Annotated in this window: 13 protein-coding genes; 8 read left to right on the forward strand and 5 right to left on the reverse strand. The window is 63.1% G+C overall.

Annotated features, from left to right (window positions below; genetic code table 11):
- Together AB5Y93_RS17895 and AB5Y93_RS17900 are read right to left on the reverse strand one after the other, a co-directional pair.
- Nucleotides 1-1,227 (reverse strand): exonuclease SbcCD subunit D C-terminal domain-containing protein, encoded by a 1,227-nt coding sequence (locus tag AB5Y93_RS17895; RefSeq protein ID WP_368229982.1) that lies wholly within the window; start codon nucleotides 1,225-1,227, stop codon nucleotides 1-3.
- A 110-nt stretch (nucleotides 1,228-1,337) separates the two neighbouring features.
- On the reverse strand, nucleotides 1,338-1,766 hold the full coding sequence (locus AB5Y93_RS17900; protein WP_010673565.1) for a GNAT family N-acetyltransferase: 429 nt from the start codon (nucleotides 1,764-1,766) through the stop codon (nucleotides 1,338-1,340).
- Nucleotides 1,767-1,945: 179 nt separating this feature from the next.
- Here AB5Y93_RS17900 and rdgC point away from each other — a divergent pair, with 179 nt between their 5' ends.
- Nucleotides 1,946-2,857 (forward strand): recombination-associated protein RdgC, encoded by a 912-nt coding sequence (rdgC, locus tag AB5Y93_RS17905; protein ID WP_010673564.1) that lies wholly within the window; start codon nucleotides 1,946-1,948, stop codon nucleotides 2,855-2,857.
- A 179-nt stretch (nucleotides 2,858-3,036) separates the two neighbouring features.
- Here rdgC and AB5Y93_RS17910 read toward each other — a convergent pair whose 3' ends face one another.
- Nucleotides 3,037-3,654, reverse strand: coding sequence for an arylesterase (locus AB5Y93_RS17910; protein ID WP_103244482.1), 618 nt, complete (start codon nucleotides 3,652-3,654; stop codon nucleotides 3,037-3,039).
- Nucleotides 3,655-3,766: 112 nt separating this feature from the next.
- On the opposite strand from AB5Y93_RS17910, the gene AB5Y93_RS17915 reads away from it, so the two are divergent.
- Both AB5Y93_RS17915 and ybaL read left to right on the forward strand, forming a co-directional pair.
- A complete protein-coding gene (locus AB5Y93_RS17915; RefSeq protein WP_368229983.1) occupies nucleotides 3,767-5,542 on the forward strand; it encodes a gamma-glutamyltransferase family protein in 1,776 nt (591 codons plus the stop codon).
- Between the two features lie 373 nt (nucleotides 5,543-5,915).
- A complete protein-coding gene (gene ybaL, locus AB5Y93_RS17920) occupies nucleotides 5,916-7,547 on the forward strand; it encodes a YbaL family putative K(+) efflux transporter (RefSeq protein ID WP_368229984.1) in 1,632 nt (543 codons plus the stop codon).
- A gap of 98 nt (nucleotides 7,548-7,645) precedes the next feature.
- Here ybaL and AB5Y93_RS17925 read toward each other — a convergent pair whose 3' ends face one another.
- Nucleotides 7,646-8,947, reverse strand: a complete 1,302-nt coding sequence (locus tag AB5Y93_RS17925) for a sigma 54-interacting transcriptional regulator (protein ID WP_368229985.1) — start codon at nucleotides 8,945-8,947, stop codon at nucleotides 7,646-7,648.
- 346 nt (nucleotides 8,948-9,293) lie between these two features.
- On the opposite strand from AB5Y93_RS17925, the gene AB5Y93_RS17930 reads away from it, so the two are divergent.
- The 5 genes from AB5Y93_RS17930 (at nucleotide 9,294) to AB5Y93_RS17950 (ending at nucleotide 13,678) form a co-directional block, all read left to right on the forward strand.
- Nucleotides 9,294-9,872 (forward strand): hypothetical protein, encoded by a 579-nt coding sequence (locus AB5Y93_RS17930; protein ID WP_223924172.1) that lies wholly within the window; start codon nucleotides 9,294-9,296, stop codon nucleotides 9,870-9,872.
- A gap of 187 nt (nucleotides 9,873-10,059) precedes the next feature.
- Entirely contained in the window at nucleotides 10,060-11,019 is a 960-nt protein-coding gene (locus AB5Y93_RS17935) for a hypothetical protein (protein WP_010673558.1), read from the forward strand.
- Nucleotides 11,020-11,071: 52 nt separating this feature from the next.
- Nucleotides 11,072-11,749, forward strand: a complete 678-nt coding sequence (locus AB5Y93_RS17940; protein WP_039039335.1) for a C39 family peptidase — start codon at nucleotides 11,072-11,074, stop codon at nucleotides 11,747-11,749.
- Between the two features lie 7 nt (nucleotides 11,750-11,756).
- Complete coding sequence (locus AB5Y93_RS17945; RefSeq protein ID WP_010673556.1) at nucleotides 11,757-12,416, forward strand: hypothetical protein; 660 nt, start codon at nucleotides 11,757-11,759, stop codon at nucleotides 12,414-12,416.
- 62 nt (nucleotides 12,417-12,478) lie between these two features.
- Entirely contained in the window at nucleotides 12,479-13,678 is a 1,200-nt protein-coding gene (locus AB5Y93_RS17950) for a transporter (RefSeq protein ID WP_041213311.1), read from the forward strand.
- A 96-nt stretch (nucleotides 13,679-13,774) separates the two neighbouring features.
- Here the strand turns inward: AB5Y93_RS17950 and AB5Y93_RS17955 are convergent, their stop codons facing one another.
- Entirely contained in the window at nucleotides 13,775-15,052 is a 1,278-nt protein-coding gene (locus AB5Y93_RS17955; RefSeq protein WP_239053903.1) for an FAD-binding oxidoreductase, read from the reverse strand.
- Nucleotides 15,053-15,076: the final 24 nt, after the last annotated feature.

Genomic DNA, 15,076 nt, shown 5'->3' on the forward strand with positions numbered 1-15,076 from the left:
TCATTGGCTGGACTCCTTCACCTGCTCCAGGATCTCTTCAAACGACGCCACCAGCTCGGCCTCCGGCTCCCCGTCGAACTGACGCTGATAGCAGAGGCGAAACACCTCGGTGGGGGAGAGCTCATCGAGCCGGCGCTGGCCGGCACCATCCGCCAGCCCCTGGCCCGAGCCTTGATAACTGGTCGTGATGCGGGCAAGGCGCACCGGCTTGTCACCGATGGCGGCCAGCACGCGCTCGCGGATGCGGGCCTCGGGTTTGGGCAGCAGCAGCCGCACCTCGAGGAAGGGCTGGGCCTGCTGCGGGCAAGCGGGCAGCGCCAGCGCCTCGATGGCCCGGAGCGCCTCGTCGAGGCCGCTCTGGGGCAGCCGGATCATCTCCACCGCGCGGGGCACCGGGATCCGCTCAAAGCGGGCCAGCTTGCCCCCCTCAAACGTCACCTCCAGCACCTGATGGTTGTAGTTCGCCTCGGCCAGCGAGAGCGGCAGCGGCGAGCCGCTGTAGTGCACCCCCTCGGCCGGGCTCTGGGCCAGGTGCAGGTGACCCAGCGCCGTGTAGTCGGCGGCGGCAAACAGCTCGGCAGGCAGAGCATGCTGGTTGCCGCCGAGCACCCGCCGCTCGGATAGCTCGGAGAGCTGACCCGCCGCCAGATAGGCGTGGCCCATGGCGATGAGGGCCTGATCCGGATGGCAGCGCGCACGCCCCTCGCTCAGCACAGCCTCATAGACCTGGCGTACCCCTTCGATGAGTCTGTCCTGCTCCTCGTTGAGCCCGTCGGGGCGCAGATCGCTGCTGCGCAGAAACGGCACGGCGGCGCACCAGGCGGCCACTTCGCCATCCTTGCCTCGCAGCGGCACCAGCAGGCGCTCGGTCTCGAGACGCCCTTCGTCGTCCCGGCTGATGCTGCCCACCAGATGCAGGTCGAAGGCGCGCAGCAGCTCGTGGGGGGCATCCAGCTTGGAAGGAGAATCGTGGTTGCCGCCGATGAGCACCATATCCAGTGCCGGGTGCTCGGCGCGCAGCCGCGCCAGAAAGCGGTAGAGCTGCTGCCAGGCGCTGGCGGGAGGGTTGGCGGTATCGAACAGATCGCCCGCCACCAGCAAGGCGTCGATGTCGCGGGTCTTGATGGTGTCGGCCAGCCAATCGAGGAAGGCGTCGTGTTCGAAGCGGCGGTCGTGGCCGTGAAGCTGATGACCGAGGTGCCAGTCGGCGGTGTGCAGGATCTTCATGGAAAACGGCTCGATAAGAAGAAGAGAGCGGGGGCGAGGGCGCCCCGGGATGGAGACAAGATGAGGATGGTGCCCCCCGTTTTCAACCGGGGCAGCCCCAGACGTCAGATTCAGACGGCTTGGTAATGCATCTGGTACTGAAGATGGCCGGTGAGGGGATCGGGCACCTCCCCCCCGATTTCAAAGCCGTGGCGGCGGTAGAAACGCACCGCTGGCTCGTTCTCCACGAAGACCCGGGTATGCAGCTCGGCACATCTGGATCTGGCTTCCTGCAACAGGGCGTGCCCCACCCCCCGCCCCTGCCTATCGGGGCGCACGAAAAGTGCAGCCAGGTAATCATCCACCAGCGCCATGAAGCCGAGCAGATCCCCTCGCTCCTCGAACACCCAGATGCGGGCGTGATCGAGGTAGCGGGTACGCAGCTCCTCCTGAGCCTGCCACCAGCAGGAGGCATCGACGAAATCGTGGGCCTGCAGGGAGGCCAGGAGCCAGATTTCGACGATCTCTTCCATGTCTTCCGGCCGACTCTGTCTCAACATGGTCGCCTCCTTGTCAGCAATGTGAACACTCGCAGTCTAGGGGAGTTGGGCCCGCTCCCGGGGGATCAAGATGGGGCCCTGTGAGGTCGATCGCCCTTTATTTAGCGAGAATGATTGGCTGATCACAAAGCGCCTCTCTAGTACAATGCCCGCCGGACAATCTAGAGACCGAGGACGCCATGTGGTTTAAAAACCTGCAGATTTACCGCTTTACCCGCCCCTTCGACCTGACCGTTGAGCAGCTGGAAACCCAGCTGGAAGCCTGCGCCTTCACCCCGTGCGGCAGCCAGGACATCTCCCGGTTCGGGTGGGTCAAGCCCCTTGGCAAATTCGGCTCCACCCTGACCCACGCCGCCTCTGGCCACATCCTGCTGTGCGCTCGCAAGGAAGAGAAAATGCTGCCCGGCACCGTGGTCAAGGAGATGCTGGCGGAGAAGGTAGAGGCCATTGAATTCGAGCAGGGTCGCGCCCTCAAGAAGAAAGAGAAGGAGGCGCTGAAAGAGGAGATCATGCACACCCTGCTGCCTCGCGCCTTCAGCCGCACCAGCCAGACCTTCGCCTGGATAAACCCTGCCGACAACCTGATGGTGGTGGATGCAGGCTCCGCCAAGAAAGCGGACGATCTGCTGGCGCTCTTGCGCAAATCCATCGGCTCCCTGCCGGTAGTGCCGGTGGCCCTCAAGAACCCGCCCGAGATCACCATGACCGAGTGGCTCAACGAGGGCAACCTGCCCGCCGCCTTCACCCTGGAGGACGAAGCCGAGCTGCGCAGCGCCATGGAGCACGGCGGCATCATCCGCTGCAAGCAGCAGGATCTGATGAGCGAGGAGATCAAGAACCACCTGGCCAACGACAAGCTGGTGACCAAGCTGGCCCTCAACTGGGGCGAAACCCTGAGCTTCGTGCTGGGGGACGATCTCTCCATCAAGCGCCTCAAGTTCAGCGAAGAGCTGCGCGAGCAGAACGACGACGTCACCAGTGAAGATCCCGCCGCCCGCCTGGACGCCGACTTCGCCCTGGTCACCGCCGAGCTCTCCCAGTTCATCCCGGCCCTGTTTGCCGCCCTGGGTGGTGAAGAGCAGTCCATCTAAGCAAATTGGCTCAGCCTGATTGCAAAAAACCGCCTTCACGGCGGTTTTTTCATGTCTTCGGGCATTGTCGCCACGGGCTGGACGCCTCTGGAGTAGCGCCGTCGCCCTCCCGCCGCGCAATCTCCTGACCCCATAGGCTTTAGCAGCATGGCGAACTGCCCCGGCAGCATGACACCTCGCTAGAGTGCCCCCCTTTCCTGCAACAGTCGATGAAGTCGCTGCGCCAGGGTGCGGTAACCCTCGGCATTGAAATGCACCGTATCGGACTTCAGGGCCGGGTCTCGCAGCAACTCGCCGATGCTGTCGTTGTCCAGCACCAGCCCGTACTGCTCTGCCAGCTCCTCGTAGAGGGGAGCGCCATCGGCAAACAGGGATTTTCGGGGCACCCCGACAAGCAGGATCTGGGCCCCGCTCCCCTGCACCGCCTCTATCATGGCGGCGAGATTGGCCTTGAGGGCCGCCTCCCCGCTGCCACGCAGGATGTCGTTGCCCCCCTCCAGCAGGATGACCAGAGCGGGTCTGTGCCGGGCCAGCAACCCGGGCAGGCGGGCCCTACCGGCCTGGCTCAGCTCTCCGGACACCCCGCCATTGACCACGGGATGGCCGCTCAGGTTCGCCAGCACGCTGGGGTAGCTTTGGGACGGGCTCACCCCGCGCCCCTCGGTCAGACTGTCCCCGAAGGCGAGCAGGGTCTCCCCCTGGGCCAGCGGTCTGAAGGTCGGCTCCCCGCAGGCCGTCAGCAACAGGCAGAGCAGCCCCGCCATGCAAGGTTTCGCCAGAGTCCCCCGGTGTGTCATGAGCGCCTCCTTGATAGTTTTGTAACCATATGAGTATTAAGACAAACTTTTAATCAAGCTCCAAGTGTGACACATTTCGGCAGGTGAACAAGAAACCGACAAGGAGCCTGTCATGTCCCTCAAACCCCTCGGCCTGCTGGTCGCCCTCGGCCTGCTTGGCGGCTGCGCCTCCCAGGACGGCTTTCACTATGTCCCTCCTCCCCAGACCCTGATCGCCCCGGAAGCGGCCAGCGGCTGGATTGACAAACCGGGCTGGCAAGGCCGTGACTTCATGGTGGCGGCGGCCAACCCGCTGGCGGTGGATGCGGGCTACCAGATCATCAAGGCGGGGGGCAGCGCCGTCGATGCAGCCATCGCCGTCCAGCTGGTATTGACCCTGGTGGAGCCTCAATCCTCGGGCATCGGCGGCGGCTCCCTCATGCTGGTGTGGGACGGCAAGCAGGTGGCGGCGGTGGATGGCCGGGAAACAGCCCCAGCCGCTGCCACCGATCAGCTCTTCATGAAGGAGGGCAAACCCATGGCCTTCTATGAGGGGGTGGTGGGCGGGCGCTCCGTCGGCGCCCCCGGCACGGTGCGTGCCCTGGCCCTGGCCCACGAGCGCTATGGCAAGCTGCCCTGGGCCACGCTGTTCGAACCCGCCATCACCCTCGCGGAGCAAGGGTTCGTGATAAGCCCCCGCCTCGCCACCCTGCTGGCAAAAGATCCCTATCTGGCCGGGGATCCGGACGCCCGTGCCTACTTCTATCAGGCGGACGGCACTCCCAAGACGGCCGGTACCCGACTCACCAACCCGGCCCTGGCCAGGGTGCTGCGTACCCTGGCAAGCGACGGCCCCGACGCCTTCTATCGCGGCCCGCTGGCCGAGGCCATGGTGGCCAAGGTGCACGCCCACCCGACCAACCCCGGGGTGCTGAGCGCCGCCGATCTCGCCAGCTACCGGGCCAAGCTGCGGGACGGGCTCTGCTTTGACTATCGCCAGAGCGAGATCTGCGGCTTCCCGACCCCCTCCTCCGGCACCCTGGCCCTCGGCCAGATTTTCGGCATGCTGGAAAGCCGGGACATGGCCGCCCTCAAACCGGTACAGGGGGAGCAGGGTCAACTGGCCGCCTCCAGCGAGGCCATTCACCTCTACAGCGAGGCGGCACGCCTCGCCTTCGCCGATCGCAACCAGTATGTGGCCGACGTCGTCGACGTGCCGGTGACAGGCCTGCTGGACAAGGGCTATCTGGCGCAGCGGGGGCACCTTATCGGCAACCGCTCCATGGGCGTCGCCCAGCCCGGCAACCCGCCACGGGCGCTGGCCAGGGGCCGGGACGCCACCCCGGAGCTGCCCTCCACCAGCCACATCTCCATCGTGGACAAGAGCGGCATGGCGGTGGCCATGACCAGCTCCATCGAGGATGGCTTCGGCTCGCGGCTGATGGTCAACGGCTACCTGCTGAACAACCAGCTCACCGACTTCTCCTTCACCTCGGTGGACGCCGCCGGCCTGCCGGTGGCCAACCGGGTGGAGCCCGGCAAGCGCCCCCGCTCCTCCATGTCTCCCCTGCTGGTGTTTGACAAGGCAAGCGGCGAGCTCGAGATGAGCCTGGGCTCCCCGGGAGGCTCGGCCATCATCAACTACGTGGGCAAGGCGCTGCTCGGCACCCAGGATTGGGGGCTCGACCTGCAGCAGGCCATCAACCTGCCCAATTTCGGCAGTCGCAACGGCCCCACCGAGCTGGAGCAGGGGCGCACGCCCGACGCCGTGGTTCAGGGGCTCAAGGCCAGAGGGCACGAGGTCCTGCTTAACGAGCAGACCTCCGGGCTGCAGGGCGTCCAGCGCCATGCCGGCGGCTGGCTGGGGGCCGCAGACCCCAGACGTGAGGGGGTCGCCAGGGGGGAGTGATGCCCCTTCAGCACCCTCGTTCACCATGGAGGAGGCCAGCCTCCTCCATGCCGTGTGCTCATAGGTGTTCTCCCTTGCCTCCCGACATCATCATCGATTGATTATTCCTGCCAATTTTTCTTTAACTGCACACTCTTTTCACCCAATCGCAATGCATTAAAGACGCTTTTCATTAAAACCAACGCAGAAACTGGAACAGTGTTGCTCATGGCATATAAATGCATTACTTTTCAATAGAAACGGCATCTGTTGCCCTCAAGATTCCCCTTGATACGGCCAACTTCTGTCTCTTTCGCCCCCTGCTCATTGACAGCTGCCCTCTTCACCTTCGGGTGATCTGGTAGCCCCTGACTGCCATTAGCGAGGTGACGACATGGACCACTCACTCCCCCTTATCACCACCCTGGTAGGCGGCATCGTGCTGGCCTACCTCTTCGGCATGCTGGCAAGCCGCCTGCGCATCTCCCCCATGGTGGGCTACCTCGCGGCCGGCGTGGTATGCGGCCCCTTTACGCCGGGCTATGTCGCCGACCTGCGGCTCGCCCCCGAGCTGGCCGAAATCGGCGTCATCCTGCTGATGTTTGGTGTCGGCCTGCACTTTTCCGTGAAAGACCTGCTGTCGGTGAAACACATCGCCATCCCGGGAGCCATCGTCCAGATAACCCTTGCGACCCTGCTCGGCCTTGGCCTCTCCCAACTGCTCGACTGGACCGTGACCGCCGGCCTGGTGTTTGGCCTGGCCCTCTCCACCGCCAGTACCGTGGTGCTGCTGCGCGCCCTGGAGAGCCGCGGCCAGCTCGACACCAACGAGGGACGCATCGCCATCGGCTGGCTCATCGTGGAGGATCTGGTGATGGTGCTGGCCCTGGTACTGCTCCCCATCCTCGCCAACCTGCAGCAGGGGGGCGAGGCACTGACCCCGGCCCAAGTGATGGCGGATATCGGCCTGACCCTGGCCAAGGTGGCTGCCTTCATCGCCCTGATGGTCATCGGCGGGCGACGCCTCATCCCCTGGCTGCTGGCCCGCACCGCCGCCACCGGCTCCCGCGAGCTGTTCACCCTGGCCGTCCTCTCCTGTTCCCTTGGCATCGCTTTTGGCGCCGTCAAGCTGTTTGGCGTCTCCTTTGCCCTCGGCGCCTTCTTCGCCGGCGTCGTGATGAACAGCTCCCATCTGAGCCACAAGGCGGCCAACGACACCCTGCCCCTGCAGGACGCCTTCGCCGTGCTCTTCTTCGTCTCCGTGGGCATGCTGTTCGACCCCGTCATCCTGCTGCGCGAGCCCCTGGCCGTGCTGGCCACCCTGTTCGTCATCGTGATCGGCAAATCGGTGGCCGCCTTCGCCATCGTGCGGCTCTTTGGCCACAGCCAGCGCACGGCGCTGACCATCTCCGCCAGCCTGGCACAGGTGGGGGAGTTCTCCTTCATCCTGATGGGTCTCGGAGTCATGCTCGAGCTGGTCCCCGGAGTCGCCCGGGATCTGGTGCTGGTCGGCGCCTGTTTCTCCATCGTGCTCAATCCGCTGGTCTTCAACCAGGCGGAGCGCTGGCTGAGGCGCCATCCCGATCCACGCACCGATTGGTCACCTCACCTCTGCCCCTTGCAGGGCCATGTGGTGGTAGTGGGCGCCGACGAGATAGGTCAGCACCTCATCCGGCAGTTGCATGAACAAGGCAGGGAGATGGTGGTGATCGACACCGACGAGCGACTGCTGGCCCCCTGGCGAGCCATGGGGATCACCTGTCTGGCGGGCCATCCCATCCAGCAGGATCTGCTGACGGCGGCGCTGCCCAACGCCAGCTGGCTGCTGATCACCCTGGATGACAGCCTGCTGGCCGGTGAGATAGCCATCAGGGCGCAGGAATACGGCGCCCTGATGCGCATCGCCGCCTGTGCCCACCAGCACGAGGAGGTGCATCATCTGCGCGTGCGCGGCGTGCATCAGGTGGTCAAGAGCGAGGAGGAGGCTGCGCGGCGACTCTGTCACCTGGCCATGGAGATGGCCTGAAGCTCATCGGAAGTCACGAGTCCCCACGACGGGGCCAGACAAGCAGCCCGGGCCTGCTGCCCGGGCTTTTTGCATGACGGGGCGATACTGCCGTCCCCTCACAGCAGATCGTGCTTGTCCAGCAGGCGATAAAGGGTGGCCCGGGAGATATCGAGCGTGCGGGCCACCTCCTCGAGCTGATCGGGGAAGCGGGCCAGCGTCCGTTGCAAGGCCTGACGCTCCGCCGCTTCGCGCACCGCCTTGAGCGAGCCGTCGAGCAGCAGGCTGTCCATGTTGGTCAGCTCCATGTCATCGGCTTCGATGAAGGGGCCGCTGCACATGACCACCGCCCGCTGAACCCGGTTGCGCAGCTCCCTCACATTCCCCGGCCAGCCATAGGACTGCATGGCCTGGCGCGCCTTGCGGGTGAAACTGAGCACCCGCACGCCCCGCACTTCCGCCAGAATGTCATCGGCAAGGAGCTGGATGTCTTCCGCCCGCTCGCACAAGGCCGGGGTGCGCAGGCGCACCACGTTGAGCCGGTAGTAGAGATCCATGCGAAAGCCGCCGCTGGCCACCGCCTGCTCCACATCGATATTGGTGGCCGCGATGATCCGCACATCCACACGACGCGTCAGGTGGCTGCCCACCGCCTCTATGCACTGCTCCTGCAAGAAGCGCAGCAGGGTTGCCTGATCCTCCAGTGGCAACTCCCCTATCTCGTCGAGAAACAGGGTGCCGCCATCGGCGGCCTCTATCTTGCCTATCTTGTGGTGCTGTGCCCCGGTGAAGGCCCCCTTGACGTGGCCGAACAGCTCGGACTGGATGAGCTGATGGGGCATGGCCCCGCAATTGACCGCCACGAAAGGGCTCTCCTCCCCGAACGTGCTGTAGTGCAGCTCCCGGGCCACCAGCTCCTTGCCCGTGCCGCTCGGTCCCGTCACCAGTACGGGCAGGCGGCAATGCTGCAACCGCACGATCTGGTCGCGCAACTGGCGGATGGGGGCGCTCTCCCCCTGGATGAAACGAAGCTGGGGTTGCAGTCGGGGGCGGTGTCGCCGGATGAGGCGCGCCATCCCCAGGGCATGTCCCAGGCTGTGGGAGAGCCTGTCTCTGTCCAGGGGAAAGGTGTGAAAATCATGAAAACAGGCTGCCAGCAAATTGCGAAGGGCTTCGCTGGCGAGACAGTCCCGCTGGATGAGGCCGATCCACAAGGCGCCGGAGTGCTGCGCAATCAGGTTGTAGAGGGCTTCGTGCTGCTGATGCTCGATTACCACCAGCACCAGGGGATAGTCCTTTTCCTGCAGTTTTTTCTCTGCCACCACCAGGGAGCTTGCCTGCTCCACCTGCCACTCGCCTTGTTCCAGCAGGCTTTCCAGTACGGCACATGAATTGATGAGCAACAATGCCGTTTCTGTCATAGGGACAACTCCTTGTTATCGCCACTGCACGAAGGAGTCTGACGACTTGTCCAGATAACTCCCTTTATCATCAAATGGCGCCATTTAATATGGCCAGACGATGATAACTATAAACCATCCCGCCTTTAGATTGATGGCACCACAATATTGAGACAGCCAAATTATCCGTGAGAAAAAATAAATCCATTGATAAATAAGCGCTTACTTCACGACATAATATGTCGCTCTCAATATTGAGACGTAAAAACAATTATATCAAATAAAAAACAACTAAAAATCATATGGTTGTAAATTGGCATGGTCGTTGCTCTCTCCAATAAGCCCTCCTGGCATATGGAGACAGAACATGAAAATATATATTGCATTGGCAGCATTTCCTTTTCTGGCATTTGCCACCCCCTCAATGGCACAAAACCGGGTCGATCTCGGTGCTCAGGCATTGAGCAATATTCGTGGTTCCATGGGCGTCAATATGGTTGCCGGCAATAACAACCAACAAGGCAATCTTGCCGCCATCGCCATTTCGGGTCCGGCCGTCATTCAATTTGGTCAGCTGAATCAATCCACCACCAATCTGAACGGCAGCCAGAGCGTCGCCATCCTGGGCTCGGCCCTGAGCCAGAACCGGGGACTGGTCGGCATCAATCAGGGGGCGGGTGAGGGCAACCAGCAACTGAACGCCTTCGCCCTGTCCCTCGATGACAGCGGCCTGGGTGTCGTGACCGACATCAATCTCAGCTCCAGCGTCGCGAAGACCCCAGGGGGAAAGCCCCCCGCCAACACCACTACCAGCATCTATCTGGATGACACCGCCCTCACGGGCAGCAAGGGGGTCATTCAGGTGAACCAGGTCACGGGACAGGGAAACCAGTCAGTCAACATGGTTTCCCTGCCCCTGGCTGGCGCAGTAACGGCATCCCCATGATGCCGCAGGGATAGGAAGCCAGGCCCGGGGGTATCAGCCGATGGGCATATCTTCCGCTGAAAGTTCAATGGAGAGACTCATTATGCGTGGACTTATTTATAGCTCATTAGCCGCCGCGGTCATCATGGCCGTGTCGGGCACTGCATCCGCCGATTACCGCGGTGACAGAGATGAGACAGGGGCAACCTTGACCAAGAAGGTCAAGGCAGAAGTCGATGTGGAATACGAAGGCAGGGTCAATGTCGGCGGCTACATCAACGTCAACAAACTCGGCATGGCCGTCGTGGACAACCAGCAGTCCAGTTCCATGATAGGCACCGCCAATACAAGAACGGAGAACACGAGCAAGATCGACGGCTCGTTCAAGGGTGCATCCGGTAACATTGGCGCCAACGTCGCAGCCGGTGACTCCAACGTACAGGGCAACAGCGCTTCCCTGGCCGCCTATGACGAGGTCGATGCCGAGTTCATCATGGGTCGTGGTCAACAACAACATGGCGCCCCTGGCGGATCGTCGGATGCCGAGGTCTTCTCCACCCAGAGCGCCAGCAACAACTGGACGACCAATCACGGCCATCAGAACAAGGCCGGTGTGGGCGATGGGGCCTTCAAGGATGCCGCAGGCAACATCGGGGTCAACGTGACCTCGGGCTCGGGTAACGTCCAGGCCAACAACATGGCAGCGTCCGTGTCCACCGGCAACATGGCCGTGGCCACCGTGGCCAACAGCCAGAGCGTCTCCAAGAACATGACCGAAAACCAAAGCCTGAGTGCAACCAAGACAGTTGACAAGGCGGGTGTGTTCCTCGGTCTCAAGGCTTGGGGCGATTACGAGGGGGGCGGTACCGGTCATGATGTCAAGAAAGGACATGGCCACGACAATGACAACGACAGGTACGGCAACAACAACCCGAAAGATGATGGCAAGTTCGAGTTCAAGGAAGAGGGTGACATCAAGCTCAGTGGGTACGCCGTCGGGTATATTCCCGTGGTCAACACCTACACCAGCCGCGAAACCTTCAACCGGGCAACCATCGATGGCGGCGCCTTCAACGGTGCCGTGGGCAACATCGGGGTGAACGTCTCCTCGGGGACCAACAACCTGCAAGCGAACAATCTCTCGCTGGCCGCAGGGTTTGCCAAGTAAGTCGATGCGAGGGGGCCCAGTGCCCCCTTTTTCCCTGACACTGGAGGTCTGAATGCGCTGGCTGTTGCTGTTGCTGTGCTGTCCTGCCGTCTGGGCAGGCTCGGTGCCACTGGGGGAGCATCTCCCGGCGCTGGGGGATCTCAACAAACCGGTACAGAGCATTCTGGAGCGCCGGTACGCCAACATCGAGCGCCAACATACGGATTTCAGTTGCGGGGCCGCCGCCGTCGCCACCATCTTGCGCTACGCCTACGGCCATGCAACCAATGAACGCTGGGTCATGGATGGCATGCTTGCCATGGCAGACCCGGAGCAGGTCAAGCACTACGGCTTCTCCATGCTCGACATGAAGCAGTACCTGCAAATGCTCGGCATGCGGGTCAGAGGGTATCGACTGGGCGATGAAAAACTGCGCCAGGTGAGGGTGCCCACCATCGTCCTGCTCAACATTCGCGGCTATCAGCACTTTGCCGTGCTGCGGGCCATCGATCGCCACGATCGCGTCTATCTGGCAGACCCGGCCCTCGGCAACCGGGTGATCACGTTCAAGGAGTTCAAGGAGAGCTGGAACGGCATCCTCCTCGCCGTCATCGGCGCGGGCTATCGTCCCGATGCCCCCCTTGCCAACCCCTCTCCCCCGCTCTCTGTCAGAGGCAAGGATGGGCTCTTCGCCCCGGTCAATGAAACATCCCTGCTGGAATTCGGTTTTCAGCACAAAGAGCTAATGTGAGGTCATCATGAATACCCGACCCGCCCTATGCCTCCTCTGCAGCCTGGGTGGCATCGCCTCTCCGCTGCTAGCAGCACCGGACCCGCTGGCCCATCTGTCAGACCACTTTGCGCCCGAACTGGCGGACGGGGAGCTGGCCCACCTGCGCGGCCGCTATGTCAGCAGCCATGGCATCAGCTACTTCGGCATCGAGTTCATCTCGTCACTGACCACGGCCCAGGCCCAGCAGACGGCGGCCATGAACCTGGCGCTGAGCATTGTGCAAAACAAACCCAAGCTGGATGTGCGCGTCAAGGATGAGGTCAAGCCCGCGGCCACGCCCGCCAAGGAGGCCCAGGTGCAGGGGGCCGGGCTGGTGCAGGTCGTTCAACTGGAGGGGAGCGGCAACAGCTCGGTCAACCAGACCGGTATTGAACTGACCACTCCGACCATGACGGGACACCTGGTTCAGGCGGGCAGCTACGAGCACCAGGGCGATCTTGGCACCGCCACTTATCGGGTCTCGGGGAATTATGCCGGCTTGCAACTACACTCTTCCGACGGCCGGGTCCTGCTGGAGCAGAGCCTGCGTGGTACCGACTTCAGCCGGGGGCTGCTGCAGTTCAACAAGGTCAGAGGGGACGGTTTGCAGACGCTCAATCAGACCCGCATCTGGTTTTCGCGCTGAGCACCGGTGAGCCCGGGGGCTGAACCATCAGAAAGGATGATAAACAACAAGGACGTATCCCGATGAAACAGTCTCGCATGCTGTTGATTGCCCTCGCCCCCTTCGCCTGCTGGGGGGCCACGGCCGAAGAGGAGGCCCTGCAACAACAGCTGGATCTCCTGCGCCAGCAACTGATCCAGCAAAATCAGGCCCTTCATCAGCTCCAGGCCCGCCTGGAGGCCGTCAAGGCCGCCGGTGCCACGACGGCAACCGCCGGGGTCGGAGCCGGGGCCGCCGTCGCCTCCACCCAGCAGGACGCCTCACGGCGCACGCCGGAGGTCGGCCGCAGTACCGAAGACCTGATGATCGAACAGCACAATGTGTTCGACCGCGCCCTGACCGTCGATGTGGGCCTCTCCTATCAGCACTACAACCGCAAGGATCTCGCCCTGCGCGGCTTCCTCGCCCTGGACGCCATCTTCCTTGGCGAAATCAACCTGGATCGGGTTCGCTCCGATCAGTGGACGGCGGATGTCATCACCCGCTACACCCTCAACGATCGCTGGCAACTGGAGCTGGCCCTCCCCTACATGTTCCGCAACACCAACTACCAGAGCACCGGCAAGGAGAACTCCAGCCGCGACTTCGAGGAGCAGAGCGTCAGCGATGGCGGTCTGGGGGATCTCAGCCTCGCCATCTACTACAGGGTCATGGCCGAGAGCGAGGATTGGCCGGATCTGGTGTGGAACTTCCGGGCCAAGGCGCCGACCGGCAAGGATCCTTACGGCATCGAGATCAACACCTCGGAATCGGGCAACCTGGTGACCCCCAAGGAGCTCGCCACCGGCAACGGGCTCTGGCAGCTCTCCACCGGCTTCTCCCTGGTCAAGACCATGGATCCCGCCATCCTGTTTGCCAGCCTCAACTATGGCCACAGCCTCAAACAGGACTTTGACGATATATCCTACCAGCCCGGCAACCAGCCCGGCAGCATCCAGCTGGGGGACTGGTATGAATATGGCCTGGGGGTCGCATTCGCTCTCAACGAACGCTTCAGCCTCTCCTTCAACATCAACCAGCGCGTCACCATGGAGTCCGAACAGGGGTCCGAAGGCTTTGCCATGGAGAAGGTCACTGGCTCCGATGCCAACGCCGCCAGCTTTGGCATGGGGTCGACCTGGGCCATCACCGACAACCTCTCCATGGCGGTCAACTGGTCTGCCGGGCTCACCACGGATGCACCGGACTACACCATCGGGATCCGCTTCCCCTACCGCTTCTAGCCCCGTGCCCGGGCAGGTTGACGACAAAAAACGAGGGAGGCATAACGCCTCCCTCTTCTTGTTGTCGCCAGCCAGCCTGGCGGGCCATCGGTGACATCACACCCCCAGGCGATCGCGCAGGGTGTACCAGGCGGCGCCGGCGGCGGTGAAGGGGATGCGCAGCAGGCGGCCACCCGGGAAGGGGTAGTGCGGCAGCCTGGCGAACGCATCGAAGCGCTCCGCCTGACCGCTCAGCACCTCGGAGAGCAGCTTGCCCGCCAGATGGGTACAGGTGACGCCGTGGCCGCTGTAGCCCTGCATGTAGTAGATGTTGTGACCGATGCGGCCAAACTGCGGCAGGCGCGACAGGGTGAGCAGGAAGTTGCCGGTCCAGGTGTACTCCACCCTGACGTCTTTGAGCTGGGGGAAGGTCTTGCGCATCTTGGGGATGATCAGCCGCTCGATATCCGCCGGATCTCGCGCCCCGTAGACCACGCCGCCGCCATAGATGAGCCGGTGATCGCCGGAGGTGCGGTAGTAGTCGAGCAGGTAGTTGCAATCCTCCAGACAGTAGTTCTGTGGCAAGAGTGAACGGGCCCGCTCCTCCCCCAGCACCTCGGTGGCGATCACCTGGGTGCCGCAGGGCATGCTCTTGCCGGCGAGCTCGGGCACCAGGTTGCCGAGATAGGCGTTGCCGGCCACCACCACGAAGCGCGCCTTCACCGCCCCCTTGGCGGTCTTGACCAGGGCGGGTTGACCTGGGGTGATGCTGGTCACGGCGGACTGCTCGAAGATAAGCCCCCCCTGCATGCGGATGGCTTCCGCCTCCCCCAGCGCCAGATTGAGAGGGTGAATATGGCCGCCGCTCTTGTCCAGCAGAGCGCCGACGTAGCGATCGCTCGCGACCACCTCGCGCACCCCCTTGGCATCGAGCAGCTCCAGCTGGTCGTTGCCCCACTTCTCCCAGCGCGCCTTCTGCGCCTTGAGTTCGTGAAGCTGCTTCTCGGTCTCGGCGGCAAAGACCCCGCCCTCCTGCAGATCGCACTGGATGTTGTAGCGTTTGATCCGCTCGCGGATGATCTGGCCCCCCTCAAACAGCATGGAGCCGAGCAGCCTGGCCTGATCCGGCGGGCAGTTCGCTTCGATGGTGTCGATGTCGCGGCTGTAGGAGTTGACGATCTGGCCGCCGTTGCGGCCGCTGGCGCCAAAGCCGACCCTGGCCGCCTCCAGCACCACCACCTTGTACCCCTTCTCCACCAGATGCAGCGCACTGGAGAGGCCGGTGTAGCCTGCGCCTATGACGCAGACGTCGCACTCCAGCTGCTCGGTGAGCGTGGGATAGGGCGCGTGTTTGTTGGCACTGGCTGCGTAGTAACTCTTTACATGTTCGGTCATGATCCCTGTTTCCTTACCGGTTCG

The organism is Aeromonas sp. R10-1 (assembly GCF_040908465.1).
Lineage (GTDB): Bacteria > Pseudomonadota > Gammaproteobacteria > Enterobacterales > Aeromonadaceae > Aeromonas > Aeromonas caviae.